Here is a 23809-nt window from a genome sequence, read left to right on the forward strand (position 1 = left end):
CATGCGTCCGGGAGCACCTGCCAGGCGATTCGCGTGGGGCCGGCGCCGCTCGCCCGGCCAGAGCCCGGACGACGCCGTCGTCGACCTCGTCGCCGCCCACCTCGCCGGGCGTGCGGAGGCCCTGGTGGTGGTGATCGGGGCGCCCGGCCTGGCAGCACCGCTGCGCGCCGCCGGGCCGCAGTGGCGGGTGCTGCACTCCGACGCCGCTCCCGCCGAGCGCCTGGTGGACCTCGCACTGGCCGGACGGGCCGACGTCATCGTCGACCTGTCCGACGGCGAGCAGCGGCTGCGGCGCTTCCATGCCGGCTTCTTCCACCTCGCGGCCGGTGGGGCGTACGTCGTCCCCGGTGCCGCCGGCGAGCTCGGCTCCAGCCCGGGGCCACTCGGCGCGTTCCTCGCCGCGTGCTGGGCGAGCGACCCGAAGCCGTTGCGTGCCGGCAAGCGCTCGCTCACCGACAGCCGGCGGATCGCGGTCCGGATGCACGTCACCGGCCGTGCCGAGGCCGGTGCCCTGGTCCTCACCCACGACCTCCCCGACGTCCTGGTGAAGCTCGACGAGCCCCAGGGCAACGCGTACGTCGACCGCCTCGGCGGCCCCCACCGCGTGCTCTCCGTCCTCGCCGCCGAGACCCCGCCCGACGCCCGGGTGATCACCGAGGGGCCCGAGCAGCGTGAGCCGGCGATGGACCGGCCGGTCGCCGAGGCGGCGATCGCGCTGCGCGACTACCGCGACGTCGTCGTCGACGTGGAGCAGACGGTGATGACGGACCTGGTCGTGCTGCCCGACACCTTCCGGCACAACCAGTGGCCGCGCCTGGTCACCCGCCGGATCGCCGACGTGGCGCCGCGCTTCGGCGTCCCCATGACGCCGGTGCCCGCCGACCTGCCCCGGCTCGCGGGCACCTACCTCCACCTCGACAACGAGTTCCGCGGGCACTTCGGGCACCTGGTGACCGAGGTGGTCTCCCGGATGTGGAGCTGGCCGGCGGCGCTCGAGATCGACCCCGACGTGCGGGTGCTGGTCGGCGCCGCCCGGAAGCGGCCGGAGGTGGCGGCGTGGGAGTACGACTTCTACGAGGCGTGCGGCATCCCGCGGGACCGGGTGGTCCGCATCGACGGCCAGGTCCGGGTCGAGCGCCTGCTGTCGGGGAGTCCGATGTTCAGCAACCCGAGCTACGTGCACCCGCGGATCGTGGAGACCTGGGACCGGATCGGCGATGCCCTGGCCGCGCAGGCGCCCGAGCGCGACCGTCCCGAGCGGATCTTCGTCGCCCGCAGGCTCGCCAAGCGCTCCTGCACCAACGCCGACGAGGTCGAGGCCCTCTTCGTCGACCACGGCTTCGAGGTCGTGCACCCCGAGGACCACCCGCTCGGGGAGCAGGTCGCCATGTTCCGGGGCGCCCGTGTGGTCGCGGGGTACGCCGGCAGCGGGATGTTCACCACCGCCTTCGTCCCGCACCCGCAGCGCCTCGTCCTGCTCGGCTCCACGGCGTACACGCCCCGCAACGAGGTGCTGATCGCCGCCGTGCGCCGGCACCGGATCGACTCCGTCGTGAGCCGCGCCGACGGGACGGACGTGCAGTCGTCGTTCCGGGTCGACCTGGCGAGGGAGGGGCCCTTCCTCCGCTCGGTGCTGGCCTCGCTGTGACCCGTCAGGGGATGGTGACGGTGACCCGCACGGGTGCGTGGTCCGAGAGCAGGCTGGTCCACCGCCCGTTGGCGTAGGGCTCCTCGGTCTGCCACGACGCCACCCGCGCGTTCGGCGGCACGAACACCCGGTCGATGTGGCCGCCCCAGCGCGGGAGGATCCGCGGGACCGGGGACCACTCGGTGAACGAGTTGAGGTACGGCAGCGCGTTGTAGGACTCGGCGACGTCGTACGCGTCGTCGTAGCCGAAGGAGTTGAGGAACTCCCGTGCGCCGTCCCAGCCGCTGCCGCGGTCGGAGTTGAAGTCACCGCCGATGACGACCGGCAGCCCGGCCGCATCGGCGGACACGGCGGCCCAGAAGGTGGCGGCCTGGTTGGCGCGGGTCTGGTCGGAGGCCTGGGCCGGCGGCGCGAGGTGGACCGACGCGAGGACCAGCTCACGGCCGGTCCCTCCGGGCGCGGTGTCCTTGACCTTCACCCAGCAGCCGCCGTGGGTGTAGCCGCTGAAACGGATGCCCCGCGCGCTGTTGGGGACGATGGTGAACTTCGAGGTCTTGATGATCAGCGACTGGTTGCGAGCTCCGCCGAGGACCGGGTCGCCCGGGTAGCCATCGCCGATCCGGCAGCCCAGGGCATATCCGGGGGTGTCGTCCAGGTCGTTGATGGCGGGCGCCGACTCCTGGAACGCGACCGCGTCGGGACCGATGGCAGCGACCCGGGCCTTGGCGGCGGCCGCACGGTCTGCCCAGGGGTGCTGGCCGTCGCAGTTGTCACCGCCGCCGCTGCACACGTTCCAGGTCATCATGTTGACGGCGAGGTTCCCGCCGAGCTGGCGGCTGGTGGGGACGGTCCGCTTGCACCCCGCAGCGCCCCAGGCGCCGGTGCCGCGCGGCCCGGTGGCGCGCGCCTGGAAGCAGTAGGTCTTCGCCGGCTCCAGGCCGCCCACCAGCGCACCCACCGTGCCGGTCCCGGAGGCGGGGACCTGCACGACCAACTTGTTCTTGTGCTTCTGGATGTCCTTCTCGCCCGGGACGTAGGCAAGCTCGTACGACGTCGCGCCGGCGACCTCGTTCCACCGGAAGGTGAGGGCGACGCTCGCGCCCTGGATCTGCTGCCGGTCGACCCAGACCGGCTGCACCGGGGCGAGCCGGGCCGTCGTACGGCACCGGGTCTTCGACCACTTGCCCTTGCGCTTGCCGTTGTAGGCGCGCACGCGCACGCAGTAGTCGGCGCCCTGGGCGAGGCCCTTGATCGTCATCGTGGTCGTGCGGCTGCGGTCCTTGTGGGCCTTGCCGCCGGGCGTGCGCCACTGGACCTTGTACGACGTCGCGCGGGCTGCGCGCTTCCACTTCACCTTGAACGACGCGGTCGTGCCGTCGACGCGGGGCTTGGTGAGCTTGACGCCCTTCACCCGCGCCGGCTTGGGCGCGGCGCTAGCGGGCTCCACGAACCCGGCAACCAGACCGGTGGTGCACAGGAGGACGGCGATCGCCGCGAGCAGCAGCTGCCGCGCGCGGCGGGGGGTGGTGTCGGGCCTCATGGAGCTCTTTCTCGTCGCGGAGCATGACCGTATGCCGAGGGTGACAGCGGACGCATCCGTTCCGGCATTACAGGCTGTCCTTACCAGATCACACCCCGTTGAATCCGCCGTGACCCAGCGCACCGCGACGAGGATCACGCCTCGGGCGCTTGACGGCACTAGTCTTGACGGGTGAGTGACCTTCCCAGTGACGCCGCGGACCTGCCCGCCACCTTCGCCGACCTCGGTCTCGGTGACCGCATCCTGAAGGCTCTCAAGGACATCGGCTACGAGTCGCCGTCCGCGATCCAGGCCGAGACCATCCCGCACCTGCTCGCGGGTCGCGACGTGATGGGCCTCGCGCAGACCGGCACCGGCAAGACCGCCGCGTTCGCGCTGCCGATCCTCGACCAGCTCGACCTGTCGCAGAAGACCCCGCAGGCGCTGGTCCTCGCGCCGACCCGTGAGCTCGCGCTCCAGGTGTGCGAGGCGTTCGAGAAGTACGCCGCCAACCTGCGCGGCGTCCACGTCCTCCCCGTCTACGGCGGCCAGGGGTACGGCGTCCAGCTGTCCGCGCTGCGCCGGGGCGTCCACGTCGTCGTCGGCACGCCCGGCCGAATCATGGACCACCTCGAGAAGGGCACCCTCGACCTCACCGAGCTGCGCTTCCTCGTCCTCGACGAGGCCGACGAGATGCTCAACATGGGCTTCGCCGAGGACGTCGAGACGATCCTCGCCGACACCCCGTCCGACAAGCAGGTCGCGCTGTTCTCGGCGACGATGCCCAAGCAGATCAAGTCGCTGTCGGCGAAGTACCTGAACAACCCGGTCGAGGTCGCCATCGAGCGCAAGACCCGGACCGCCGAGAACATCAAGCAGCGGTACCTGATGGTCAGCTACCCGCAGAAGGTCGACGCGCTGACCCGGATCCTCGAGGTCGAGAACTTCGAGGGCGCGATCGTGTTCGTGCGCACCAAGAACGAGACCGAGACGCTGGCCGAGAAGCTGCGCGCTCGGGGCTACAGCGCCGCGGCCATCAACGGCGACATCGTGCAGGCCCAGCGCGAGCGCACCGTCAACCAGCTCAAGGACGGCAAGCTCGACATCCTGGTCGCCACCGACGTCGCGGCCCGCGGCATCGACGTACCCCGGATCAGCCACGTCTTCAACTACGACATCCCCACCGACACCGAGGCCTACGTGCACCGGATCGGCCGCACCGGACGCGCCGGCCGCAGCGGCGACGCGGTCTCCTTCATCACGCCGCGCGAGCGCTACCTGCTCAAGCACATCGAGAAGGCCACCCGTTCCACGCTGGAGCAGATGCAGCTGCCGAACGTCGACGCGATCAACGAGTCGCGCCTGAGCCGCTTCGACGACCGGATCACCGCGGCCCTCGAGTCGCCGCAGATCGACTTCTTCCGCGACGTGGTCGGCCACTACATCCGCGAGCACGACGTGCCCGAGGCCGATGTCGCCGCGGCGCTGGCCATCGCGCTGCAGGGTGACACCCCGCTGCTGCTCGAGGAGGAGCCGGAGCCGGAGCGCCGTCCGCGTCGCGAGTACGACGACCGCGACCGTGGTGACCGCGGCGACCGCCGTGGTGGCGACCGCGACCGCGGCGAGCGTGGTGGCCGCGACCGTGCCCCCCGGGCGGGCGGCAACTTCCAGTCCTACAAGATCCAGGTCGGCAAGCGGCACCGCGTCGAGCCCCGCCAGATCGTCGGCGCGCTCGCCAACGAGGGCGGCCTCGACCGGCGCGACTTCGGCAAGATCACGATCCGCCCCGACTACTCGATCGTCGAGCTGCCCGCGCAGCTGACCGCGGACCAGTGGGAGCGGCTCAAGGACACCCGGATCAGCGGCAAGCTGATCGAGCTGGCCAAGGACTTCGGCCCGCCGAACCGGTCGCGCAAGCCCCGGGACTGACCTACCCTCGGACTCCATGGGGGGTCTGCGTCGCTCGGCCGCGCCCGCTGCACTCGCAGCGGGCGCGCTGCTGCTGAGTGCCTGCGGCAGCACGACGGCTCCCGTCGCAGAGCCGGCTGCCGCGGCCTCCTCGGCCGTGCCCGCGCCGACTCCACGCGAGGCCGAGCCGTCGCGCTCGGGCGCGCGGGTCGACGTACCCACCGTCGAGATCATGGCGGCGCTCGCGCGCAGGGCCGAGCGGATCGCGAAGAAGCTGCCGCCGGTGATCGTGCCGGCCGAGGTCGACCCGGCGTCGAACCGTGGGCTCGGCTACCGGGAGATGATCGAGTTCGGCTTCCCGGCCGACCAGTGGCCCTACCTCGACGCGCTGTGGCAGCGCGAGTCCGGCTGGAACCACCTCGCCGAGAACCGCAGCTCCGGCGCCTACGGCATCCCGCAGTCCCTGCCCGCCACCAAGATGGCGGTCGTCGGCAGGGACTGGCGCACGAACCCGGAGACCCAGATCCGGTGGGGACTGGCCTACATCGCGGCGCGCTACGGCAACGTGCAGAAGGCCTGGGAGCACTCCCAGCGCACCGGTTGGTACTGACCGACCGAGCTCGTCGAGTAGCCGCGAGCGCCAGCGAGCGGCGTATCGAGACGCCTCGCCTGATCTCGATACGCGCGTCACGACCTCGTTCCTCGGTCGTGGCGCTACTCGATCTCCCCGTCTGCGCTGGCGGCCGCGAGCAAGCTCGCGTCCGCCAGGACGGCGAGCGCCGCGTCCTGCACGCAGGCCGCGGCGGCCATCATCCCGGCGGCCGCGGCGACCAGCACCGACGCCATCGGCATCGGCAGACCGGGGCCCTGGGCGAGGTCGCCGGCGGCGTAGACCCCGGGGACGCTGGTGCGGCCGAACGCGTCGACGACCACGGCACCGACCTCGGAGGTCTCCAGCCCGAGCTGGGCGGCGAACGGTGCTGCCTGCTCCCACTCGGTCTTCACGAACAGCCCGCCGAGCGCGAGCTGTTCGCCGCCGGCCAGGGTGACGACGAGGCCTGCCCCCTCCTTGCGTACGTCGACCAACCGGTCGGTCACGACGCCGGCTCCGGTCCGGGCAATCTGCGCAGCGGTCGCCTCGTCGAGGTCGCCACCATGGGTGAGCACCACCCTGTCCTCGGCGATCGGCTGCACCATCGAGGCCATCGCCGCGACGTGCGGCGCCGAGCCGAGGATGCCGACCCGGGTGCCGGCGTACTCGTGGCCGTGGCAGAACGGGCAGTGCGCGACCAGGTCGCCGAAGTTCTCGGCGATGCCGGGGACGTCCGGCAGGGTGTCGCGGACGCCGGTGGCGAGGAGCACGCGGCGGGCGCGCACGGGCTCCTCGCCCTCGACGTCCAGGGCGAAGTCGCCGAGCTCGCCGGAGATCCGGGTGACGCCGGCGCCGACGACGTCGAGGAAGCGCACGTCGTCGTACGCCTCCGCGTCCTTGCGGGCCGCGAGCCGCAGCTCGGCGGGCGGGGCGCCGTCGTGGCCGAGGAAGTTGTGCATGTGGCCGGTCGGGTCGTTGCGGTAGCGGTCGGTGCCGATCACCACGGTCGAGCGGTGCATCCGGCCCAGGGTCTGGGCGGCCTGCAGGCCGGCGGATCCGGCGCCGACCACGGCGACGTCGTACACGTTCGGTGAGAGGTGTGAGTTGATCATGAGCCCAGCGTGTGACTTCATGTGAACATGAAGTCAAGTACCCGGAACATCCGGTGGTCCGTGGGTGAGCTGGCCGCACGCTTCGAGCTCGAGACCCACGTGCTGCGGCACTGGGAGGACAAGGGCCTGCTGCACCCGGAGCGCGACTCCGCGGGCAGGCGCGTCTACGGCGAGGACGACGCGTACCGGGTGGCGGCGATCCTCGCCAGCAAGGCCTCGGGCATGAGCCTCGACCAGATCCGCACCCTCGTCGACGCCTCCGTGGAGGGCCGCCGCGATGCGCTGCGCGCGCACCTCGACGAGCTCGACCGGCGCCAGGCCGAGCTCGAGCGGTCGCGGCACATGACGAAGCACGCCCTCGAGTGCCGCGCGCACGACATCACCACCTGTCCGGGCTTCCAGGCGCACGTCTCCGACATCGTCGACGGCACCACGCAGGGCATCCGGTTCCTCGCCGGCCACTGACGTCTGCGGGTAGGCGCGGACCGGGCTGGTAGAACCTTCACCATGCGGCGGACCTCGGCAGCCCTCACCTCCCTGCTCGTGCTCGGTGGTGCCCTGAGCGCGTGCTCCGGCGACGACACCGGCGGCGCTGAGGCCGTCGCGGAGCAGCTGGCCGGTGCACTCGTCGCCGCCGCCACGCCCCAGACCGGCGACGCGAGCAAGGCCCCCGACCCGCTCGCCTCCGTCCCGTTCACGGGCACCGACTCCGCGACGGTGACCAAGGCGTACGCCGCGATCGTCGACGACATGGACGGCGTCGTCCCCACCGTCGCGGTCGGGAAGGTCGACGCCGAGGCCGACGAGCCGACCGCGACCCTGCGCTGGTCCTGGCCGGTCGTCGACGGCGCCGACCCGTGGGCCTACGAGACGACGGTCGCACTGAGCCACCAGGGCGACAAGTGGTCGGTCGGCTGGGCGCCCGACGTGGTCGCGCCCGACCTGGCCGCCGGCGAGGCCCTCGACGCGGTCACCCAGCCGACCGACCGCGGCGACATCACCGGCGCCGGCGGCACCGTCCTGGTGACCGAGCGCGCCGTCGTGCGGGTCGGGATCGACCGGTCCAAGGTCGACGCCGCGACCGCGCCGGCCTCCGCGAAGGCGCTGGCCAAGTTGGTCGGCATCGACGTGAAGCCCTACGTGAAGGCCGTCCGCGCCGCCGGTCCGCGCGCCTTCATCGAGGCGATCACCTACCGTGCCGGCGAGGAGCCGGCCGGCTTCGCCGACGCCCTCGCCGCCATCGTCGGCGGCACGACCGTCGACGCCGAGCTCGCCCTCGCGCCGAGCCGCGACTTCGCCGCCCCGATCCTCGGTCGGGTCGGCCCGGTGACCGCCGAGATGGTGGAGAAGCACCCCGACGCCTACCGCTCCGGCGACGTCGCCGGGCTCTCCGGCCTCCAGGCGCGCTACGACGAGCAGCTCCGCGGCAGCGTCGGCCGGGTCGTGTACGTCGTCCCCGCGTCCGACAGCAAGGACCCGGGGACCGACAAGCGTGAGCTCTACCGCCACGACGCCACACCGGGCCAGCCGCTCGCGATCACCCTCGACGAGCGGCTACAGACGCTGGCCGAGCAGGTGCTGGCGAAGACCGGCCCGGCCGCCGCCCTGGTCGCGCTCCGCCCGAGCGACGGCGCGATCCTCGCGGCCGCCAACGACGCGGCCACCGGTGGCCAGAACTACGCCACCTTCGGGCAGTTCGCGCCCGGGTCGACGTTCAAGATCGTGACCTCGCTCGCCCTGCTGCGCGCCGGCCTGACCCCGGACAGCCCGGTCGAGTGCACCCCGACGGTCAGCGTCAACGGCAAGCAGTTCAAGAACTACTCCGACTACCCCTCGTCGGCGCTCGGCACGATCCCGCTGCGCGAGGCGGTCGCCCAGTCCTGCAACACCGCGCTGATCGGCCAGCGCGACGCCCTCGGCAAGGGCGACCTGGCGTCGGCGGCGGCCACCCTCGGTCTCGGAGTCGACCACGACCTCGGCTTCCCGTCGTTCTTCGGCGAGGTCCCCGCCCCGGCCAGCGATACCGAGGCCGCGGCGTCCCTGATCGGCCAGGGCAAGGTGCTCGCCTCGCCGATGGCGATGGCGACCGTGATCGCGAGCGTCCAGGCCGGCACGACCGTCGTACCCCGTCTCGTCGACCAGGTCGACGTCAGCGTGCCCGCCGAGGCGAAGCCGCTCGCCCCTGCCGAGGCCGACCAGCTGCGCGCGATCCTGCGCCAGGTCGTCACGGAGGGCAGCGGCCGCGGCCTGGCCGACGTCCCGGGCCCCCCGGTGATCGCCAAGACCGGCACCGCCGAGTACGCCGATGGCGACACCGTCCGCACCCACGCCTGGATGGTCGCCGCGCAGGGCGATCTCGCGGTGGCCGTGTACGTCGAGACCGGCGAGTCGGGCTCGCAGACGGCCGGCCCGATCCTCGAGGCCTTCCTCCGCGGCGCCCGCTGAGCACGACTGAGCCTGACTGAGCCCTGCGGACCATGCACCCGGGACCAAGGTCCCGGGTCACGGGGGACGACCGGAGGAAATCTCGATGCGAGGTCTTGTCCCTCGGGTTCGGCGCGCTAGAGTGGCACCAGTCGTACTTCGGAGGGAGCACCGATACGACTGAGCCCCTCGTTGACCCCATGCAATGAGGGGCTCTCTCCATTTTTCACCGCCCGCGGAACAGGCGGGGAGGTCGAGTAGGCGACGGCCTCATCGAGACCTGTGAGACGACGTCTCACGACGGGACGCCGAGGTTCGGGCTACTCGACGGGCTCACCGGGCTACTCGACGAACTTGGGGGTTCTGGCCGTTGCCCCGCAGTGCCAGAGTGGGCCCATGACCTTCCGCGAACGCCTTGCCCACCTGCTCCCGGAGTCGCGTCGCCAGCTGTACGTCGGCGGCAGCTGGGTCCCCTCGGGCAACGGTGCCCGGATCGACGTGCTGGACCCGGCGGACGGGTCGGTGCTGACCGACGTCGCGGACGGCACCCTCGACGACGCCCGAGCCGCCCTCGACGCGGCCGCGGGCGCCCAGGAGTCGTGGGCGGCGACGCCGCCGCGCGAGCGCGGGGAGATCCTGCGCCGGGCGTTCGGCCTGGTCACCGAGCACGCCGACGACCTCGCGCTGGTGATGAGCCTGGAGATGGGCAAGCCGATCGCCGAGGCCAAGGGCGAGGTGACCTACGGCGCCGAGTTCCTGCGCTGGTTCTCCGAGGAGGCGGTCCGCATCCACGGCCGCTGGATGCAGAACCCGGCCGGCGGCAGCCGGCTGCTGACCGTGCGCAAGCCGGTCGGCCCGTGCCTGTTCATCACGCCGTGGAACTTCCCGCTGGCCATGGGCACCCGCAAGATCGGCCCGGCCGTCGCCGCCGGCTGCACGATGGTGGTCAAGCCCGCCTCGCAGACCCCGCTGACCATGCTCCTGCTCGCGGCGCTGATGGCCGAGGCGGGCCTGCCGGCCGGCGTGCTGAACGTCGTGACGACCTCCGACTCCGGCGGCCTCAGCAAGACCCTCCAGGCCGACTCGCGGCTGCGGAAGGTCAGCTTCACCGGCTCGACCGGCGTCGGCAAGTCGCTCGTCGAGCAGTCGGCCGGCCAACTCCAGCGCATGTCGATGGAGCTCGGCGGCAACGCACCGTTCCTCGTGTTCGCCGACGCCGACCTCGACGCGGCCGTCGACGGCGCGATGATCGCCAAGATGCGCAACATGGGCGAGGCCTGCACCTCCGCCAACCGGTTCCTCGTCGAGGCCTCCGTGGCCGAGGAGTTCGGCGCCAGGCTCGCCGAGCGGATGGGCGGCCTGCGGGTCGGGCGCGGCCAGGACGTCGGCGTCCAGGTCGGCCCGCTCATCGACGCCAAGGCGGTCACCTCGGTCTCCGCGCTCGTCGACGACGCCGTCGACCGCGGCGCCCGGCTGCTCACCGGCGGCAAGGCACCCGGCGGCGAGGGCTTCTTCTTCCCGCCGACGGTGCTGGCCGACGTACCGGCCGACGCCGACGCCGTGCGCAACGAGATCTTCGGACCGGTTGCCCCGATCACGACGTTCACCAGCGAGGACGAGGCGATCCGGCTGGCCAACTCGACCGAGTACGGCCTCGCCGCCTACGCCTTCACCCGCGACCTGGCCCGCACCATCCGCCTCGCCGAGCGCCTCGAGACCGGCATGCTCGGCATCAACACTGGCCTGGTCTCCAACCCGGCCGCGCCGTTCGGCGGGGTGAAGGCGAGCGGGTTCGGGCGGGAGGGCGGGTTCGAGGGGATCGAGGAGTACCTCGACACGACGTACGTCGCGCTGCCGGTCTCCTGACCCGACCGGTCAGCTCCGCAGGTCCTCGAGCACCTCGAGGTTGTGCCGGTACCCGAGCGCCTCGTAGCCGGCCACGGTCACCCACGGTGTGAGCGAGAGGACGACCAGGCACCACACGAGGTCGACGCCGGCGGCCGCCATGAGCACCGAGGCGGCGATCACGGCCGCGGTGACGACGAGCAGGACCACGTGCAGCCGGTCGAAGGTGCGGGTCAGCCACGAGTACCCGGCGTAGAAGACGACGGTGAAGGCGACCACGGGGACCACGACCGTGAGCAGCGTCCCGATCTCCGTGAGGTGGGCCTCGTGGTCGAGGTAGTAGGCCGCCACGTGCAGGCCGGCGCCGATCGCCACGATGCTGCCGAAGATCGGCAGGTGGCCGTAGCCGAACGAGAAGGACCGTTCCCGGCGCGCGTGCAGGATGTCGCCCGTCGGCACCACGAAGTAGGACCACCAGATGCCGAAGGTCAGGGCGGTGCCGGCCAGGGCGAGCAGGGCGATGTCCCAGGTGAGGCCGTCCTCGGCGAGCACGTTGATCGAGGCCATCGTGCCGATCATCCCCTCGCCCAGGGTGATGATGATCATCAGGCCGTAGCGCTCGGCGATGTGGTGCGCGTGCCACGGGGTGCCGCCGAGCCGGGTCTCGGCGTACGCCGGACCGCCGATCTCGATCAGGAACGGCACCAGCATCACGGCGAAGGTCGTGCCGACCGGGAGGTCGACGACGGCGAGCACGCACCACAGCACCTGGGCGATGACGATCGAGACGATGTAGGCGCGGCAGACGTCGCGGCGGGACTCGTCGTGCTGGCCGGCCCGCCACCACTGGACCACCATCGCGACCCGCATCACGACGTACCCGCAGACCATGACGTCGTTGTCCAGGGTCTTCTCGTGCGTCGTGACCGACTCGAACATCGGCTTGAGCCCGAGCGCGAACACCAGCACGCCGACCATCTGCAGCATCGTCGTCAGCCGGTACACCCAGTCGTCGGTGTCGTACGCCGACGCGAACCAGGTGAAGTTGATCCACGCCCACGAGATGCCGAAGGTGGCGAAGCAGAAGGCGCCGATGCCGGCGGCCACGTGGTCGTGGGCCACGGCGTGGGCGAGCTCGTTGGCCGCCGTACCGAAGGCGACGACGAACGTCAGGTCGAACAGCAGCTCCAACGGCGTCGAGACGCGGTGGGACTCGTGCGGGTCGCGGCCGAGCATCCGGCGGCTGCGGTGACGGATGTTCGGTACGGCGGTCTCCGGCATGCGCCGCAGTCTAGGACCGCACTTCGGCCGTCGAGGTTGCCCGCGCGCGCTGCGGGGTAGGTGGTGGCGGGTCGGTACCGACCCGCCACCAAGGACATAGAGGGAACGAGAACCCACCATGCGCACGACACTGACAGCACTGGCCGCGATCACGACCATGGTCACCGGACTGGGGGCCACGGCCACGCCGGCCGCGTCGGCGGACACCGGGTGGGAGACGGTCACGTCGTGGGCCGGCGGCCACGCGAAGGTCTGCGCCTCCTCGAACGGCAACGGCACGTCCACGGTCCAGGCGTACTGGGACGGTCGGAAGTACCCGACCGTCGCTGGCCCGTTCGTGGCATCGGGCGCTGCCGGGCTCGGCCACGTCTCCGACGACTTCGTCATCTCCGGGTGGACCTACTCGCACAGCGACAAGGGCACGGTCGGCCCCACCATCTCGATCCAGCGCCCCAGCAACGGATGGGTCTACGTGCTGTCCGGCTCGCAGGTCGGCATCACCGTCGAGACAGTGCTGCCCGTCCGCGCGCTGGCGACCTGCCCCGGGGCCGGTCGCGTGACGGCGCGGACCGCCCGTCAGCCTGCCGAGGTCGCAACGCCGCGCGCAGCGAAGTGCGTCTCCAGGAAGGAGTTCCGCCGCATCGACAAGGGGATGCGCCCCGGTGCGGTCAAGCGCACCGTCAAGGCCGGCGGCGTCGTCGTGACCGAGGCCGAGTACAGCGAGGTCCGGCGCTACACCCGCTGTGGCGGCGGCTCCGTCGTGGTGAACTTCAAGCGGGCTGCCGCGGGCAAGCCGCTGAAGGTCGACAGCCGGTTCAGGGGCTGACGTCCTCCGGGCCGAACACGGTCAGGAGCGTCGGCCGAGCAGGGCCAGCACGTGCGCCCCGGCGTGTGCCTCGACGTCGACCGGCAGGGGTGGCGCGAACCGGTCATCTCCGGCCAGTGCGATCTGCAGGGCGGAGGGCAGCAGCGCCACGGCGAGCGGCTCGGGCAGCGGCTGCGCCTGGCCGGTGGCCTGACGCACGTCCCAGCCGTGGACCGCGATCTCGAGGGCCGCGATCCGGGCGATCGCGTCGACGGGCAGCGGGTGCCCACCGACGTCGACACTCGGCTGGTCGGCGCGCAGCCAGGCGGTGAGCAGCGCGCAGGCCTTGAGCTGCAACGCCTGGACCCGAGCCTCGAGCGGGGTCGGTGCGGCGCTGCTCAGGCCCACCGCACCGTCCGCGGCTTCCGCGAACGCGTCGAGCGCGTCCTCCATGTGGGCGAGCAGGTCGGCGAGGTTCCAGCCGGTGCAGGGCGTCGGGCGGTCGACGTCGGCGCAGGTGATCGTGCCGAGCGCGGCGCGGGTGTAGTCGAGCGCGCGCTGCAACAGGTCGAGGCCGGCGACCATCCCGTCCGGCGCTCTCGTGGGCGCGGACATGGTGACCTCAGGCCGGGACGTAGTCGGCGGGCAGCCGCTCGGGCAGCCCGAACCGCATGAACAGCCGGGCGTCGAAGAACGCCGTGACGTGCTCGACGCGCAGGTCGTCGCCGGAGCCGGTCAGCTGCAGGACCTGCAGGTGGAACGGCTCGAAGTGGCCGTCGGGCTGGCGCATGTAGAGGCCGAACGCCGGCTGCCCGTTGGCGATCGTCTCGACCATCGGCATGTCGTTGCAGCCGCCGGGGCACTTGGTGCCGATGAGCTGGCCGATCGCCTCGGTGCCGCGGTAGTGGTTGAGGAACGGCGGCATGTCCCAGGTGGCGTCGTACTTGAGGAGCTGGACGATCTGATCGATGTCCTTGCGCCAGAACGCCTGCAGGTAGGCGTCGAGCAGGGTGCGCTGGGCCTGGTCGAGATCGGGCTCGACCGTGTCGGGGGACAGGCCGCGCTCGGCGAGCTGGGCGTGCGCCCGCTGCAGCGCTGAGTTCACGGCCGCGGTCGTGGTGTCGAGCGCCGTCGCGGTCTCGGCGGCCGACCAGCGCAGCACGTCGCGCAGGATGAGCACCGCACGCTGGCGCGCCGGCAGGTGCTGCAGGGCGGCCACGAAGGCCAGCCGGATGGTGTCGCGCTCGGCGACCTCGACCGCCGCGTCCGGGATCGGCTCCAGCCACGGGACCTCGTGGTCCTCGAGCAGCTCGTCGGAGGGAGCTGAGTCAGCCGTGCCGAGGCCGGTCGGCAGCGGGCGCCGCGGCTTGGCCTCGAGGTTGGTCAGGCACACGTTGGTGGCGATCTTGTAGAGCCAGGTGCGCACCGAGCTGCGGCCCTGGAAGCTCGCCGACGCCTTCCACGCGCGGAGGAAGGTCTCCTGCACCAGGTCCTCGGCCTCGTGCACCGACCCGCTCATCCGGTAGCAGTGCGCCATCAGCTCGCGCTGGTAGCGCCCGGTCAGGGTGTCGAAGTCGGCGAGCTCGTCACTCGCCGCTGCTGCCGTCGCCGTCGTCTTCGCCTCGGTCACCGTTGCGCTTCCCATCGCTACCCCCGTGGTCTTGCCAGTCTGCCTGATGGGTGTGACCGGGCGCGATCGGAAAACTCATCGCCGGGTGCTGCAGGAATCACCTCTTCAGTGGCGATTCCCTCGCTTCCTGACCGTTGCAACGGTCAGGAAGCGACAGTGTCACCTCTGAAGTGGCGATTCCTGCACGAGCGCCAGGACCCTCTCCGCAGCGGGTACGGCGAGCACCCGGTCGGCGGGCACCAGCCCGATCCGGGTACGCCGGTCGAGCAGGTCGGCGACGTCGGCGGCGCCTTCGTGGGTGACGCCGAAGAACAGCTCGGCCCACACGGTGGGGATGCCCTCCGCGATCGGCGCGAGCAGCTCGTGCTCGGTCCAGCCGCTGGCCTCGACGGCAGCGCGGAGGGCGAGGTCCGCGTCGGCGCCGTACCGGCGGACCAGGCGGGCTGCGCCCGGTTGGCCGGCCTTGGCGGCGCGGTCGGCCAGCGCCTCGCGCGGGGCGGCGCCGGCCAGCGGCAGGGTCGCGGTGACGCAGGGGCCAGCGGTGAGGCGGGCGTGGGCGACGGCCGCGTCGACGGCGTCCTCGGCCATCCGGCGGTAGGTCGTGAGCTTGCCGCCGACGATCGTCACGACGCCGGTCGGCGAGGTCAGCACGGCGTGCTTGCGGGACAGGTCGGCCGTCGAGTCGTCGCCGCTGTCGAGCAGCGGGCGCAGGCCGGCGAAGGCGCCGACCACGTCCTCGCGTCGCAGCGGCCGGGCGAAGGAGGCAGCGACCACGTCGAGCAGGAAGCCGATCTCGACCTCCGTCGGCTCGGCCACGTCGGGGATCGGTCCGTCGACCGGCTCGTCGGTCAGCCCGACGTAGAACTGCCCGTCGGGCTGCGGCAGGACGAGCACGAAGCGGTTGGTCTCGCCCGGGATCGGCGCGAAGACGGCCACGTCGAGGCCGGGCAGGGTGCCGGCGCGGAGCACGAGGTGGGTGCCGCGCGAGGGGCGGAGGCGTACGTCGTCGACCAGGTCGTCGGCCCACACGCCCGCGGCGTTGATCACGGTGTGGGCGGTGACGGTCGCGGTCTCGCCGGTGAGCTCGTCGCGCAGGGTGACCTCGCGGCCGGTGGCGGTCAGGACCCGGGCGTGGGTGCGCACGTGGGCTCCCCGCTCGGCCGCGGTGCGCGCGATCGTGGTGACCAGGCGGGCGTCGTCCTCGAGCTGGCCGTCCCAGCCCAGGTAGGCGCCACGCAGCCCGTCGGTCCGCAGCGGCGGCGCGACCCGGCGGGTCTCGGCGGCGCTGAGCCGACGCGGCCGGGGGAGCGTGTCGCCGCTGGTGCCGGCGGCCCGGCGCAGCAGGTCGCCGCCGAAGAACCCGGCGCCGGCGAGGGTGCCCATCGGGCGACTCACGCCGGCCGACAGGGGGATGATCGACGGCAGCGGGCGGGTCAGGTGGGGGGCGGTGGTCTCCATCAGGATCCCGCGCTCGACGGCACTCTCGTGGGCGATGCCGACCTGGCCGGAGGCGAGGTAGCGCAGGCCGCCGTGCACCAGCTTGGACGAGAAGCGCGACGTGCCGAACGCGAGGTCGTGGGCGTCGACGGCGAGCACGGTCAGCCCGCGCGAGACGGCGTCGAGGGCCACGCCGGCGCCGGTGACGCCGAGACCGACCACGACCACGTCGACCTCGGTCGGGACGTCGGCGAGGCCAGGGACGATGCGGGTACTGGGCTGGGGTGCGGTCATGGCGCGAGGCTCCGGGAGATGAGGGCGTGCAGCTCGTCGTCGAGCGCGGACTGGTCCACCGCGTCGTCGACCATCGTGTGTGCGGACAGGACGAAGCCGTGGGCGGCGAGGACCAGGCCCCGGGCGACCGCCTGCGGGAGGCCGTCGGTGATCAGGCCGGCCTCCTGGCCGGCGGCGATCGCGCCGGCGAGGACCTGGAGGATCAGCTCCTGCGAGCGGCCGCGGCGGGCCAGCAGGTAGGGGAGGATCAGCTCGGGGTCGAGCTCGACGATCCGGGTGAACAGCTCGTTGTCGCGCAGCGCGTGGACCGTCGTGACCACCGCGTCGGCGATCGCGTCGGGCGTGGGGGAGGCAGTCACGTCCACCCCTGAGGCGACGAGCGTGCCCCACTCGCGGGTCATCAGGTCGCCGAGCAGCGCCGGCATGTCGGACCACGCGCGGTAGATCGTCATCCGCGACACGCCGGCCCGGCGGGCGACCTCGGTGAGCGTCGTACGCCGCCAGCCCACGTCGAGGATGCACTCGCGGGCGGCGTCGAGGTAGCCATCTCGAGGATCACTGTTGTGACGATGTGACGTCATGTGTAACACTGTAACACATGACGATCGAGCGCCCCTCCGTTCTGCAGCCCGAGATGCCCGCCACGCGCTGGGGCGACCCGGCCCACGCCGCCGGACTGCCGGACGGCGTCCGCGACCTCGTCGGCCTCGTGTTCCCGATCCAGGACACGCCTGCCCGCACCGACGTCACGGTCCCGGCACCCCGCCTCGCCGACGACCAGGTCGCCGGCCTCCGCGCGATCGTCGGCGAGGGCAACGTCGTCCTCGACGACGAGCTGCGCCGCCAGCGCACCCGCGGCAAGTCGACCCCCGACCTGCTCCGCCAGCGCACCGGTGACCTCGGCGACGCGCCCGACGTCGTCGTCCGACCCGCCGGCCACGACGAGGTCGTCGCCGTGCTGGCCCACGCCCAGGAGCAGCGGATCGCCGTCGTCCCCTTCGGCGGCGGTACGGCGGTCACCGGCGGCCTGGTCGCCGACCCGGCCGGCCTCACCGGCGTCCTCTCCCTGGACCTCGGCCGGATGCGCGGCCTGCTCGCGCTCGACCCCGTCTCCTCGACGGCCACTCTCGAGCCGGGCCTGCGCGGCCCGGAGGCCGAGGCGCTGCTCGCGGCCCACGGGCTGATGCTCGGCCACTTCCCGCAGTCCTTCGAGTACGCCACGATCGGCGGCTTCGCCGCCACCCGCTCCAGCGGCCAGTCCAGCGCCGGCTACGGCCGGTTCGACTCGATGGTCGTCGCGCTGCGCGTCGCGACCCCGGTCGGCGAGGTCCGCCTCGGCGCATCACCGGCGAACGCGTCCGGCCCGGACCTGCGCGAGCTCTTCCTCGGCTCCGAGGGTGCCTTCGGCGTGATCACCGAGGTCACCGTGCGGGTCCGCCCGCTGCCCGAGGTCAAGGAGTACGAGGGCTGGCGCTGGCCCAGCTTCGACGCGGGCGCCGACGCGATGCGGGCGCTCGCCCAGTCCGACCTGCTGCCCACCGTCATCCGGCTCTCCGACGAGAACGAGACCGCGATCAACCTCGCCGACCCCGAGTCGATCGGCGGCGAGGGGAATGCCGGCTGCCTGATGATCGTCGGCTACGAGGGCACGCCCGCTGCCGTCGCCGCCAAGAAGGCCGCCGTCACCGAGGCGCTGACCGCGCTCGGCGGCACCGCCCAGGGCTCTGGCCCGGGTGAGGCCTGGGCGCACGGGCGGTTCAACGCGCCGTACCTGCGCGACAGCCTGCTCGACAACGGCGTCCTCGTCGAGACGCTCGAGACGGTCACCTTCTGGAGCAACCGCGACAACCTCTACACGCGCGTGAAGAGCGCGCTGCAGGAGACGCTCGGCGAGGGCGCGATGGTGCTCTGCCACATCTCGCACGTGTACGCCACCGGCTGCTCGCTCTACTTCACCGTCGCTGCCCCGGGTGGCGCGGACCCGCTCGCCACCTGGCTCCCGGCCAAGGCCGCGGCCTGTGAGGCGATCGTCGCGGCCGGCGCCTCGATCACCCACCACCACGCGGTCGGCACCGACCACAAGCCGTACCTCACCGCCGAGATCGGCGAGGTCGGCGTCGAGGTGCTGCGCGCGGTGAAGAGGGCCGTCGACCCGGCGGGCATCCTCAACCCCGGGGTGCTGATCCCGTGACGACGGGCAGGGCCTTCGCCTTCCTTGTGAACCCCGCCTCCGGTGGCGGCGCGGCGCCGAAGGTCGTCGTCCCGCTGGCGCGGGCGCTGCGCGAGGCGGGCGCCGAGGTCGAGGTCACCTACACGACCTCGGCCGCCGAGACCCCTGCGCTCGTCGACGCCGCCGTCGCCCGTGGCGCCGTCGTGGTGTCCGTCGGTGGCGACGGGATGCTCTCCTCGGTCGCCGGCTCCGTCGCCGAGCGCGGCGGCGTGCTCGCCGTCGTCCCGGCCGGGCGCGGCAACGACTTCGCCCGGATGCTCGCGATCCCCACCGACACCGCTGCCCAGGCGCGCCTGCTGCTCGACGCCGAGCCGCGGCTGATCGACCTGCTCCGCGTCACCCAGGCCGACGGGTCGTCGTACGTCGTTGCGGGATCGGTCTACGCCGGTGTCGACGCCCGCGCGGCCGAGATCGTGGACCGATCGCACTGGCTGCCCTCGAAGCTGCAGTACCCCTGGGCCGCGGTCCGCGCCCTCGCCACGTACCGCCCCGTCGAGTGCACCCTCGAGGTCGACGGCGTCCGCACGACCCACCAGGCCGCGACCGTCGTCGTCGCCAACTCGCGCTTCTACGGAAAGGGCATGGCGATCGCGCCGAGCGCGTCGGTCGACGACGGGCTGCTCGACGTGATCGTGATCGAAGCTGCCGGACACCTCGACCTGATCCGCTCCCTCCCCAAGGTGTACGACGGCAGCCACGTCGACCTCGCCGAGGTGACCGTGCGCACCGGCAGGAGCGTCAGCATCTCCGGGCGGCACCGCGGCGGCGCCGCCGTACCCGTGGGCGCGGACGGCGAGAGCCTCGGTGCCCTCTCTGCTGACGCCACCACGCCGCTGACCGTCGAGCTCCTCCCCGCGGCGGTCCTGGTCCTCGCCGACCCGGCCTGAACTGGCTCGTATTTCCCGCCGACCCGGCACAAAACTGCTCGAAAAAACCGCTGACCCGGCAGAAAGTGGCCTGCGAAAAGCCACTTTCTGCCGGGTCGACGCGATTTCGGAGCCAGTTCGAGCCGGGTCAGCGTATTTGCGGAGCCAGTTCGAGCCGGGTCAGCGTCAAGCGGGAGCCGGGAGAGAGCGAGCGATGATCTCCTTCATGATCTCGCTGGTGCCGGCGTAGATCTGGGAGACGCGGAGGTCGGCCCAGGCGCGGGCGATGGGGTACTCGTTCATGTAGCCGTAGCCGCCGTGCAGCTGCAGGCACATGTCGGCGACCTTCTGCGCGCGCTCGGAGCACCACAGCTTGGCCATGGCGACGGTGGGGATGTCGAGCTGCTCGTCGAGGTGCAGGCCGACGCACTCGTCGACGAAGGAGCGGGCGACGCGGGCCTCGGTGGCGATCTCGGCCATCTTGAACTTGGTGTTCTGAAAACCCCAGATGGGCCGGTTGAACGCGTGCCGGTCGTGGACGTAGCGCATGGTCTCCTCGAAGCAGAGCTCCATCGCGGCGACGTTGGAGACCGCGACGATCAGCCGCTCCTGGGGCAGCTGCTCCATCAGCTGGATGAAGCCCTGGCCCTCCTCGGAGCCGAGGAGGTTGGTGACGGGGATCCGGACGTCCTCGTAGAACAGCTCGGAGGTGTCCTGGCCCTTCATGCCGATCTTGTCGAGCACCCGGCCCCGCGAGAAGCCGGGGGTGTCGGTCGGCACGATGACCAGTGAGATGCCGGCCGCCGCCTCCTCGGGGGCGGTCTTCACGACGGTGACCACGACGTCGGACTGGGCGCCGTTGGTGATGAAGGTCTTGGCGCCGTTGACGACGTACTCGTCGCCCTCCCTGATCGCCTTGGTCCGCACGTTCTGCAGGTCCGAGCCGGTCCCGGGCTCGGTCATCGCGATGGCGCCGACGACCTCGCCGCTGGCCATCTTGGGCAGCCACTCGAGCTTCTGGGCCTCGGTGCCGTAGTTGAGGATGTAGTGCGCGACGATGCCGTTGTGGAGCGAGACGCCCCACGAGCTGTCGCCGACCCGGGCCTGCTCCTCGATGAGGATCGCCTCGTGGGCGAACGAGCCGCCCCCGCCGCCGTACTCCTCCGGGACCGAGAGGCAGAGCAGACCGACGTCCCCGGCCTTGTTCCACAGGTCGCGGTCGACCTGCTTGTTGGCGATGTAGGTCTCGACGTTCGGCTTGATCTCCTTCTCGCAGAAGGTCCGCGCGAGGTCGCGGAAGTCGTCGAGGTCGGTGTTCATCCAGGGTGAGCGGCGCATGGGTACAGGGTGTATCACGCAAGCCGATCCGGGTACAAGGTGTATCCGGAAGTCCGTGCGCGATAGCGTCGGCCGCATGGTCGACGTGGCGGACGTGGCGAAGTGGGTCGACTCGACCGTGCGCCGGCGCAACGCCAAGGAGGCACTCGAGAGCGACGCCCGCCGCGCCCAGGTCGTCCAGGCCGCCGTCGACGCGATCGAGGAGGGCGGCGGGCAGGTCGGGATGGGCCAGGTCGCCGAGCGCGCCGGCATCCCGCGCCCCAACGTCTACCGCCACTTCGCGAGCAAGGAGCAGCTCGACGCCGAGGTCGCCCGGTTCGCCGCGACCGAGCTGCTGCGCCGGGTCCGGCCGCACCTCTCGACGCCGGGCACGCCGGTCGAGATCGTCCGCGGCCTGATCGCCCCGTGTGTCGCGTGGGCCGCCGAGCACCCCCACCTGTTCCGCTTCCTCGCCGCCCAGCAGCAGACCAAGGCGCTGCACCGCGCGCGCCTCGGCCGCACCCGGCTGCTGAGCGAGATCGCCGACGCCGCCCGCGCGTACCTCAGTGAGACGTCGCTGTCCGCCGACCCGCCCGAGGGTGTCCTGGTCGGCGTGATGGGGATGGTCGACGCAAGCATCATCTGGTGGTTCGACCACCACGACGAGAGTCAGGAGCAGCTCGTCGACCGGCTCACCCGCCAGGTCGTCGCGGTGCTGGTCGATGCGCTGGCGCAGTCCGGCCTCGTCGTCCCCGAGGACCTGGTCCTGCGACCGGTCGCGGGAAAACCGGGCGCCTGAGCGGGAATACCTGCGGTCGCGGCCGCCTTGTGCCAACATCATTTCAAGTTTGAAATAATGGAGCGACCATGACGACCTGCCCCACCCGCGCCCGCCGGGCGCGCCGCGTCACCGCCGACGTCCCCGCGGTCCCGTACGCCGCCGCCCCGGCCGCCCCGGAGGCCGGTCCCGCGGCTGCCGTCCGCACCCGCGTCGTCGTACCCCTGCGCTTCCCCGACGGTTACGAGACCACCGCCGACGTCGTCACCTTCGACGGCCTCGTCGACGGCAAGGAGCACCTCCTGCTCGGCCTCGGCGCCTGGCGCGAGCGCCTCGACGCCGCGGCCACCGGGGGCCCGGCGCCGCTGGTCCGCCCGCACAGCGAGTGCCTGACCGGCGACGTCTTCGGCTCGCAGCGCTGCGACTGCGGCCCGCAGCTGCGCGAGGCCGTCGAGCGGATCACCGACGAGGGCGGCTTCCTGCTGTACCTGCGTCAGGAGGGTCGGGGCATCGGCCTGTACGCGAAGCTCGACGCCTACGCACTCCAGGACGCGGGCCTCGACACCTACGAGGCCAACGTCGCGCTCGGCCGCGGCGAGGACGAGCGCGACTACCGCGCCGCGGCCCAGATGCTGCGCGCCGCTGGCGCCGACCGGATCCGGCTGCTCAGCAACAACCCCGACAAGGCCCGTCAGCTCGGGGAGTACGGCGTCGCCGTCGACGAGCGGGTCCCGACCGGCGTGCACCTGTCGGCCGCCAACGAGCGGTACCTGACCGTCAAGCGCGACCACACCTCCCACACCCTCGACCTCGACGGGCTCTCGGCATGAGCGAGCCGCGCTGGCTGGACGAGGAGGAGATGGCGGCCTGGCTGCCGCTGGTCCGCCTCGTCCAGGAGCTCCCGCAGGCGATCGACCGGCGGCTGCGCGAGGAGGCCGGCATCACCCACACCTACTACGCGATGCTCGCCAACCTGTCCGCCGCGCCGGACCGGATGCTGACCATGGGCGAGCTGGCCCGGCTCACCGCGACCAGTCCGTCGCGGCTGACCCACGCGGTCGCGGTGCTGGAGCAGCGCGGCTGGGTCACCAAGGAGCACTGCCCCAACGACCGCCGCAGCCAGTTCGCGGTGCTCACCGACGAGGGCCGGGCACTGCTCGAGCGGATCGCCCCCGGCCACCTCGCCCAGGTCCGGGAGCTGGTCTTCGACCGGCTCACGCCGGAGCAGGTGCGCAGCCTCGCCGAGGTCGCCACCGCGCTCGTCGAGCCGGCAGAGGCGTTCGGCGAGGCCTGAGGCGCCGTACTTCTGGACCGATTCTCGCGCTTCTTGACCGTTGCAACGAGCAAGGAGCGCAGGAATCGCCGCTGAAGAGGTGATTCCTGCGGCCGTGCCCTGATCAGGCGAACGACCAGACCAGGACCTCGGTCGGCACCCCCGCTGTCAGCTCGTACGACGCCCCGTCGGTCACGCACATCGTGTCCCCGGCGGCGAGCGGCTCGGCCAGCGACGAGCGGAGCAGCGCGCCGGTCGTGAGGAAGGCGTGCACCCGCGTCGCGGCAGGCAGGGCCACGGTCTCGCCCGCGCCGAGGCGGACCACGTCGAGCGCCGCGCCGGCGACGCCGACCGACAGCGGCCCGCCGTCACCGACCACCCGCACCAACCCGGACCCGGGCGCCGCGGCCACCGTGGCCCGCCCGTAGGCAGGCGCGAGCTCGGGGTCGTCGGGTCGCAGCCACACCTGCACGAACCGGGCCGGCCCGTCCGGGCCGGCGATCTCCGCGTGCCGTACGCCGGCGCCGGCCGACAGCACGCCGCACTCACCCGCAGTGAGGACCTCCTCGGCGCCGGTGCCGTCGCGGTGGACGACCGCGCCCGACACCACCCAGGTGATGATCTCGAGCCCCTCGTGGGGGTGCTCCTCGAAGCCGGTGTCGCGGCCCAGGACGTGGTCGTCGTGACACACCATCGGGCCGAACGACAGACGCTCGGGGTCGAGGTGCGGCCCGAAGGAGAAACAGTGCTGGCTCAGCCGGCCGGGCTCTCGTTCGACGAACCGGGCGGTTCCCCTGCGGATCTCGACGCTCACGTGTCAGATTGTGCCGGTGTCGTGGGAGTCTGGTCC

General features: G+C 72.3%; 21 protein-coding genes. 12 read left to right on the top strand and 9 right to left on the bottom strand.

Translation table 11 applies throughout. The features are described from left to right. The first annotated feature begins 1 nt into the window (after window position 1). Window positions 2-1648, top strand: coding sequence for a glycosyltransferase family 61 protein (locus tag ACZYRU_RS00790; protein ID WP_488955167.1), 1647 nt, complete (start codon window positions 2-4; stop codon window positions 1646-1648). Between the two features lie 4 nt (window positions 1649-1652). Here the strand turns inward: ACZYRU_RS00790 and ACZYRU_RS00795 are convergent, their stop codons facing one another. Next, window positions 1653-3188: a fibronectin type III domain-containing protein gene (locus tag ACZYRU_RS00795; RefSeq protein ID WP_488955168.1), complete on the bottom strand. Its 1536-nt coding sequence runs from the start codon at window positions 3186-3188 to the stop codon at window positions 1653-1655. A gap of 171 nt (window positions 3189-3359) precedes the next feature. Here ACZYRU_RS00795 and ACZYRU_RS00800 point away from each other — a divergent pair, with 171 nt between their 5' ends. Both ACZYRU_RS00800 and ACZYRU_RS00805 read left to right on the top strand, forming a co-directional pair. Continuing rightward, a complete protein-coding gene (locus tag ACZYRU_RS00800; RefSeq protein ID WP_488955169.1) occupies window positions 3360-5096 on the top strand; it encodes a DEAD/DEAH box helicase in 1737 nt (578 codons plus the stop codon). Window positions 5097-5112: 16 nt separating this feature from the next. Continuing rightward, entirely contained in the window at window positions 5113-5685 is a 573-nt protein-coding gene (locus ACZYRU_RS00805; protein WP_488955170.1) for an aggregation-promoting factor C-terminal-like domain-containing protein, read from the top strand. 104 nt (window positions 5686-5789) lie between these two features. Here the strand turns inward: ACZYRU_RS00805 and ACZYRU_RS00810 are convergent, their stop codons facing one another. Then, window positions 5790-6779, bottom strand: coding sequence for an NAD(P)/FAD-dependent oxidoreductase (locus ACZYRU_RS00810; RefSeq protein ID WP_488955171.1), 990 nt, complete (start codon window positions 6777-6779; stop codon window positions 5790-5792). Window positions 6780-6806: 27 nt separating this feature from the next. Here ACZYRU_RS00810 and ACZYRU_RS00815 point away from each other — a divergent pair, with 27 nt between their 5' ends. The 3 genes from ACZYRU_RS00815 to ACZYRU_RS00825 all read left to right on the top strand — a co-directional run bounded on the left by ACZYRU_RS00815 (window position 6807) and on the right by ACZYRU_RS00825 (window position 11069). Beyond that, a complete protein-coding gene (locus tag ACZYRU_RS00815; protein WP_218234725.1) occupies window positions 6807-7244 on the top strand; it encodes a MerR family transcriptional regulator in 438 nt (145 codons plus the stop codon). 42 nt (window positions 7245-7286) lie between these two features. Beyond that, on the top strand, window positions 7287-9224 hold the full coding sequence (locus tag ACZYRU_RS00820; RefSeq protein WP_488955172.1) for a penicillin-binding transpeptidase domain-containing protein: 1938 nt from the start codon (window positions 7287-7289) through the stop codon (window positions 9222-9224). Between the two features lie 375 nt (window positions 9225-9599). After that, complete coding sequence (locus ACZYRU_RS00825; protein WP_488955173.1) at window positions 9600-11069, top strand: NAD-dependent succinate-semialdehyde dehydrogenase; 1470 nt, start codon at window positions 9600-9602, stop codon at window positions 11067-11069. A gap of 9 nt (window positions 11070-11078) precedes the next feature. Here the strand turns inward: ACZYRU_RS00825 and ACZYRU_RS00830 are convergent, their stop codons facing one another. Further along, window positions 11079-12329 carry a low temperature requirement protein A gene (locus tag ACZYRU_RS00830; RefSeq protein WP_488955174.1) on the bottom strand — a complete coding sequence of 417 codons (1251 nt, stop codon included), beginning with the start codon at window positions 12327-12329 and terminating at the stop codon, window positions 11079-11081. 118 nt (window positions 12330-12447) lie between these two features. Here ACZYRU_RS00830 and ACZYRU_RS00835 point away from each other — a divergent pair, with 118 nt between their 5' ends. Beyond that, the gene (locus ACZYRU_RS00835) at window positions 12448-13155 is read left to right on the top strand and encodes a hypothetical protein (RefSeq protein ID WP_488955175.1); all 708 of its coding nucleotides are present in this window, start codon (window positions 12448-12450) and stop codon (window positions 13153-13155) included. A 21-nt stretch (window positions 13156-13176) separates the two neighbouring features. Here the strand turns inward: ACZYRU_RS00835 and ACZYRU_RS00840 are convergent, their stop codons facing one another. From ACZYRU_RS00840 to ACZYRU_RS00855, 4 genes are all read right to left on the bottom strand, one after another. Then, window positions 13177-13749, bottom strand: coding sequence for a TIGR03086 family metal-binding protein (locus tag ACZYRU_RS00840; protein ID WP_488955176.1), 573 nt, complete (start codon window positions 13747-13749; stop codon window positions 13177-13179). 7 nt (window positions 13750-13756) lie between these two features. Beyond that, a complete protein-coding gene (locus ACZYRU_RS00845) occupies window positions 13757-14779 on the bottom strand; it encodes a sigma-70 family RNA polymerase sigma factor (RefSeq protein ID WP_488955177.1) in 1023 nt (340 codons plus the stop codon). A 144-nt stretch (window positions 14780-14923) separates the two neighbouring features. Further along, the gene (locus tag ACZYRU_RS00850; protein WP_488955178.1) at window positions 14924-16495 is read right to left on the bottom strand and encodes a glycerol-3-phosphate dehydrogenase/oxidase; all 1572 of its coding nucleotides are present in this window, start codon (window positions 16493-16495) and stop codon (window positions 14924-14926) included. Further along, window positions 16492-17076: a TetR/AcrR family transcriptional regulator gene (locus ACZYRU_RS00855; RefSeq protein WP_488955179.1), complete on the bottom strand. Its 585-nt coding sequence runs from the start codon at window positions 17074-17076 to the stop codon at window positions 16492-16494. The genes ACZYRU_RS00850 and ACZYRU_RS00855 overlap by 4 nt, the downstream gene beginning before the upstream one ends. Window positions 17077-17093: 17 nt before the next feature. On the opposite strand from ACZYRU_RS00855, the gene ACZYRU_RS00860 reads away from it, so the two are divergent. Together ACZYRU_RS00860 and ACZYRU_RS00865 are read left to right on the top strand one after the other, a co-directional pair. After that, window positions 17094-18686: an FAD-binding oxidoreductase gene (locus tag ACZYRU_RS00860; RefSeq protein ID WP_488955180.1), complete on the top strand. Its 1593-nt coding sequence runs from the start codon at window positions 17094-17096 to the stop codon at window positions 18684-18686. Continuing rightward, the gene (locus ACZYRU_RS00865) at window positions 18683-19612 is read left to right on the top strand and encodes a diacylglycerol/lipid kinase family protein (RefSeq protein WP_488955181.1); all 930 of its coding nucleotides are present in this window, start codon (window positions 18683-18685) and stop codon (window positions 19610-19612) included. Before ACZYRU_RS00860 ends, ACZYRU_RS00865 begins: the two co-directional genes overlap by 4 nt. Before the next feature lie 165 nt (window positions 19613-19777). Here ACZYRU_RS00865 and ACZYRU_RS00870 read toward each other — a convergent pair whose 3' ends face one another. Beyond that, window positions 19778-20929 carry an acyl-CoA dehydrogenase family protein gene (locus ACZYRU_RS00870; protein ID WP_488955182.1) on the bottom strand — a complete coding sequence of 384 codons (1152 nt, stop codon included), beginning with the start codon at window positions 20927-20929 and terminating at the stop codon, window positions 19778-19780. A 76-nt stretch (window positions 20930-21005) separates the two neighbouring features. On the opposite strand from ACZYRU_RS00870, the gene ACZYRU_RS00875 reads away from it, so the two are divergent. The 3 genes from ACZYRU_RS00875 to ACZYRU_RS00885 all read left to right on the top strand — a co-directional run bounded on the left by ACZYRU_RS00875 (window position 21006) and on the right by ACZYRU_RS00885 (window position 22980). After that, window positions 21006-21707, top strand: a complete 702-nt coding sequence (locus ACZYRU_RS00875) for a TetR/AcrR family transcriptional regulator (protein ID WP_488955183.1) — start codon at window positions 21006-21008, stop codon at window positions 21705-21707. A gap of 68 nt (window positions 21708-21775) precedes the next feature. Further along, window positions 21776-22516 carry a GTP cyclohydrolase II gene (locus ACZYRU_RS00880; RefSeq protein WP_488955184.1) on the top strand — a complete coding sequence of 247 codons (741 nt, stop codon included), beginning with the start codon at window positions 21776-21778 and terminating at the stop codon, window positions 22514-22516. Then, entirely contained in the window at window positions 22513-22980 is a 468-nt protein-coding gene (locus ACZYRU_RS00885; RefSeq protein WP_488955185.1) for a MarR family winged helix-turn-helix transcriptional regulator, read from the top strand. The genes ACZYRU_RS00880 and ACZYRU_RS00885 overlap by 4 nt, the downstream gene beginning before the upstream one ends. 103 nt (window positions 22981-23083) lie before the next feature. Here the strand turns inward: ACZYRU_RS00885 and ACZYRU_RS00890 are convergent, their stop codons facing one another. Then, complete coding sequence (locus ACZYRU_RS00890) at window positions 23084-23773, bottom strand: pirin family protein (protein WP_488955186.1); 690 nt, start codon at window positions 23771-23773, stop codon at window positions 23084-23086. Between the last annotated feature and the right edge of the window lie 36 nt (window positions 23774-23809).

The sequence above is a fragment of the Nocardioides sp. F233 genome (assembly GCF_057813895.1).

Coding starts and splice junctions, on each gene's coding strand:
- ACZYRU_RS00795 (WP_488955168.1), bottom strand. CDS start 3,188: ATGAGGCCCGACACCACCCCCCGCCGCGCGCGGCAGCTGCTGCTCGCG.
- ACZYRU_RS00805 (WP_488955170.1), top strand. CDS start 5,113: ATGGGGGGTCTGCGTCGCTCGGCCGCGCCCGCTGCACTCGCAGCGGGC.
- ACZYRU_RS00825 (WP_488955173.1), top strand. CDS start 9,600: ATGACCTTCCGCGAACGCCTTGCCCACCTGCTCCCGGAGTCGCGTCGC.
- ACZYRU_RS00885 (WP_488955185.1), top strand. CDS start 22,513: ATGAGCGAGCCGCGCTGGCTGGACGAGGAGGAGATGGCGGCCTGGCTG.
- ACZYRU_RS00875 (WP_488955183.1), top strand. CDS start 21,006: ATGGTCGACGTGGCGGACGTGGCGAAGTGGGTCGACTCGACCGTGCGC.
- ACZYRU_RS00880 (WP_488955184.1), top strand. CDS start 21,776: ATGACGACCTGCCCCACCCGCGCCCGCCGGGCGCGCCGCGTCACCGCC.
- ACZYRU_RS00855 (WP_488955179.1), bottom strand. CDS start 17,076: ATGACGTCACATCGTCACAACAGTGATCCTCGAGATGGCTACCTCGAC.
- ACZYRU_RS00845 (WP_488955177.1), bottom strand. CDS start 14,779: ATGGGAAGCGCAACGGTGACCGAGGCGAAGACGACGGCGACGGCAGCA.
- ACZYRU_RS00810 (WP_488955171.1), bottom strand. CDS start 6,779: ATGATCAACTCACACCTCTCACCGAACGTGTACGACGTCGCCGTGGTC.
- ACZYRU_RS00850 (WP_488955178.1), bottom strand. CDS start 16,495: ATGACCGCACCCCAGCCCAGTACCCGCATCGTCCCTGGCCTCGCCGAC.
- ACZYRU_RS00860 (WP_488955180.1), top strand. CDS start 17,094: ATGACGATCGAGCGCCCCTCCGTTCTGCAGCCCGAGATGCCCGCCACG.
- ACZYRU_RS00870 (WP_488955182.1), bottom strand. CDS start 20,929: ATGCGCCGCTCACCCTGGATGAACACCGACCTCGACGACTTCCGCGAC.
- ACZYRU_RS00790 (WP_488955167.1), top strand. CDS start 2: ATGCGTCCGGGAGCACCTGCCAGGCGATTCGCGTGGGGCCGGCGCCGC.
- ACZYRU_RS00815 (WP_218234725.1), top strand. CDS start 6,807: ATGAAGTCAAGTACCCGGAACATCCGGTGGTCCGTGGGTGAGCTGGCC.
- ACZYRU_RS00835 (WP_488955175.1), top strand. CDS start 12,448: ATGCGCACGACACTGACAGCACTGGCCGCGATCACGACCATGGTCACC.
- ACZYRU_RS00830 (WP_488955174.1), bottom strand. CDS start 12,329: ATGCCGGAGACCGCCGTACCGAACATCCGTCACCGCAGCCGCCGGATG.
- ACZYRU_RS00840 (WP_488955176.1), bottom strand. CDS start 13,749: ATGTCCGCGCCCACGAGAGCGCCGGACGGGATGGTCGCCGGCCTCGAC.
- ACZYRU_RS00820 (WP_488955172.1), top strand. CDS start 7,287: ATGCGGCGGACCTCGGCAGCCCTCACCTCCCTGCTCGTGCTCGGTGGT.